Source organism: Fibrobacter sp. (assembly GCF_045112255.1).
In the GTDB taxonomy this organism is placed as follows: domain Bacteria; phylum Fibrobacterota; class Fibrobacteria; order Fibrobacterales; family Fibrobacteraceae; genus Fibrobacter.
On record NZ_JBGUHR010000058.1, the window covers coordinates 1 to 2,896 of the forward strand.

A 2,896-nucleotide genomic window follows, 5' to 3' on the forward strand; every position below is an offset into this window, starting at 1 on the left:
TGACTTCTTTTTGAACCCCTCCCCGTGTCAAGGACACAGAGAGGGGTTCATGTTTTAGAGGCAACTGATCTTGAATTTCTTGAGAAATCCTCCGGAAGCTCACGAATCTCCTCGCTCGGCTCTATTCCCTCCATCGGCACAATTTCCACACTGGAATCCGTCATATTGCCGTCCGCATCAAGAGTTATTTCAAATTTGCAAATATCACAAGATTGCAGGAGATTTTTGGTCTATAATAATCAATCGGGGACGGTCCATTTCACGTAGGAAATCCCACGTAAAAGCCGTCCCCGAATTTCTCATCCAATCGCCTTCTGCATCCAGGCCACCAGCAGTGTGTCATACACATACATGTTGGCCCCGCCCTGCTCCAGATATATCGAACTGTCGCCGCCCAGCATCTCTACCGCAAACGCAGCCACCGCGCGCGAACGCGACTGGCCCGCAAAACAGTGGACAAGCAGGGTATCTACATCAACATTCGTCTCAATAAAATCAATGATCTGCCGCGCCATCTCATCCGAAAACAGGACAGCACCCTCCACCTCACGCGTAATGTCGTCAAAGTACAGCGTGAGCACATCCTTGCAGAACTCATTTTTTGCAAATGTAAATCCAAACCCACCGGTATGTGTATCCTGAATGGAAATCACGGCATACGTGTCAGACCGCTCCACAAGCTCACTAAGGCCTGCCGGGTAATAGTGCTGCAGAACATAATCGAATGCATCAAATACCGATTTTAAAAGAACTTGTTTCATAGGCACCTGCCCTATCTTTTATATTAAATAGAACTTGCCCAACCAATGAGACTATATAAAAGCCTATATCTTTAGCCGGTTGAGCGTATGTTGGGCAGAAAAACGTGATAAACATCTCAGAAAACTGCTGTTTTTCGCGGATCCTGCCCTTTAGCATCTCGAAAAATGTCGACATTTAATGCGCGATTATTCTTGAATATAGTCCAATTATATGCTATTATTAGACTATATAGGGAGGTGCGCATATGCCGATACCACAAAATATACTGTCTGTTGCCAGACCTAAAAATACTGTTGTCATTGCCTATGGTAAGGACAAAAACCTGTATGCAGTCCGTCAGCGCATCGGTTGTCGGAACGATAATGGACGTCACCTTCCGATCAATGGCCCGACAATCGGGCATATCATCGACGGCGTATATGTCCCCATCGATACATCTGCCCCGGTCAGTGTTTCGGCATCGCCTATTGATTTGAAAGACTGGGCGAACATTATACTGTGCGACCGGCTGTTTGCCGGAATTCAACAGGAGCTGTTCTCCGTTTACAGCAAATCGGATGCAATGAAGATCTATTGTATATCGATCCTGCGGGTCTGCGACCATGGCATCCGGGACTATGAGTTGAAAGAGGCTTATGAGACCAGCTTCCTGTCGGAGCTTTACCCCGGCATCGCCCTGTCGAAAAACACAGTTTCGACATTCCTGAACGACCTTGGCAAGGCTGTATCCAAAATCGTCCGCTTCATGAGGAACCGCACCGCTGTAGTGGCCATGGACCATCATCTTCTCATTGACGGGACTCTGAAGTCTGACGAATCCAAAGTCAACTCGCTGTCCGATTTTTCACGGAAGGCGAGAACGAAAGGGACCCGCGATATATCCGTGCTTTATGCATTCGACCTTGAGGAGATGGAACCGGTATGTTCCAAATGTTTCCCGGGCAACATGCTGGATGCAACAGCTTATAAAGAGTTCATCTCCGAGAACAGGATCACGAAGGGCATCATTGTCGGGGACAAGGGCTTTCCCGAGTCAGCGGCACACGATTATTTTGAGGCCAACCCGGACCTGCACTACTTAAACCCCGTCAAACGGAACTCAAAACTGATCGGACGGCACCATATGCTGGATTTCACGGGCATCCTCTCAGGATACGAAGGCATTACTTTCCGGAAAGAGAAATGTACCGGTACGGACAAATGGCTGTATTCTTTCCGCGACAGTACGAAAGCGGGAAAGGAGGAACGGGACTGGCTCCGCCGCGCAAAAAAGAACAAGACCTACAGCCTGGAAGCCCTTCGGGAAAAGCAGCAGACATTCGGCACCATAGTCCTTGAGTGCGACCTGGACCTTCCGGCGGAAACTGCCTATAAAGCCTATGATGAACGCTGGCAGATCGAAGTTGTCATGCGTTATTATAAATCCGCCTGTGAATTCGATGAGACCCATGTACAGGATGATTACTCAGTAATAGGAAGCGAATTCTGCGATTTTCTTTCCACGCTCCTGACATTCCGGCTGCTTAAGGCATTTGACAAAGCCTGCCTTCTGGAGGAGCGGACCTATAAGAAAATCATGTCCATACTCACCCGGGCCAAAAAGGCACGTCTTGACGGGGAGGAATGGAAGCTGATCAGGATCACCCCCTCGCATGAAGAACTCTTACAGAAGCTGGAGCTTATTCCAAAGCCGGAAGAGCCTCCGAAGAAGAAACCAGGCAGGCCAAAAGGGAGCAAAAACAAGTCTGTTATCAAGGAACAGATTTCTGTTCCAGCGGAAGGAAAACGCAAGCGCGGTCGTCCGAAGGGAAGTAAAAACAAACCCAAAAATGTTGATCCGACCGCCGGTATGAGTTGAATTAGCAACTCTGCCGACGGAAGGGAAACACCCATTCAACCACAGGCTGTAAGAGGTATAGTCTAACTGGTTGGGAAAGTACTAATTAAAGTCTCGCTCCCACGCGCTCGAGGACGGTTCTCCTCAATATTGTATGATTCCATATCATCCTCCCTCGCTCCCACGCACCGGGGACGGTTCTTTTCACGTAAGAATTCTCACATGAAAACCTCTCAATACCGATTATGCACATCCTCCGCAAAACACATCAGATCCTTTATCTCCAGCACTCTCCCA

At 48.4% G+C, this 2,896-nt stretch carries 2 protein-coding genes; one reads left to right on the forward strand and one right to left on the reverse strand.

The features are described 5' to 3' along the window. Positions 1-299: 299 nt before the first annotated feature. The gene (locus ACJMM9_RS07940; RefSeq protein WP_405325518.1) at positions 300-761 is read right to left on the reverse strand and encodes a hypothetical protein; all 462 of its coding nucleotides are present in this window, start codon (positions 759-761) and stop codon (positions 300-302) included. 245 nt (positions 762-1,006) lie between these two features. On the opposite strand from ACJMM9_RS07940, the gene ACJMM9_RS07945 reads away from it, so the two are divergent. Then, complete coding sequence (locus tag ACJMM9_RS07945; protein ID WP_405325521.1) at positions 1,007-2,620, forward strand: transposase; 1,614 nt, start codon at positions 1,007-1,009, stop codon at positions 2,618-2,620. The last annotated feature ends 276 nt before the right edge of the window (positions 2,621-2,896 follow it).

Bases quoted from the DNA above. Each gene is read 5' to 3' on its own strand.
- ACJMM9_RS07940 (WP_405325518.1), bottom strand. From the start codon at position 761: ATGAAACAAGTTCTTTTAAAATCGGTATTTGATGCATTCGATTATGTT.
- ACJMM9_RS07945 (WP_405325521.1), top strand. From the start codon at position 1,007: ATGCCGATACCACAAAATATACTGTCTGTTGCCAGACCTAAAAATACT.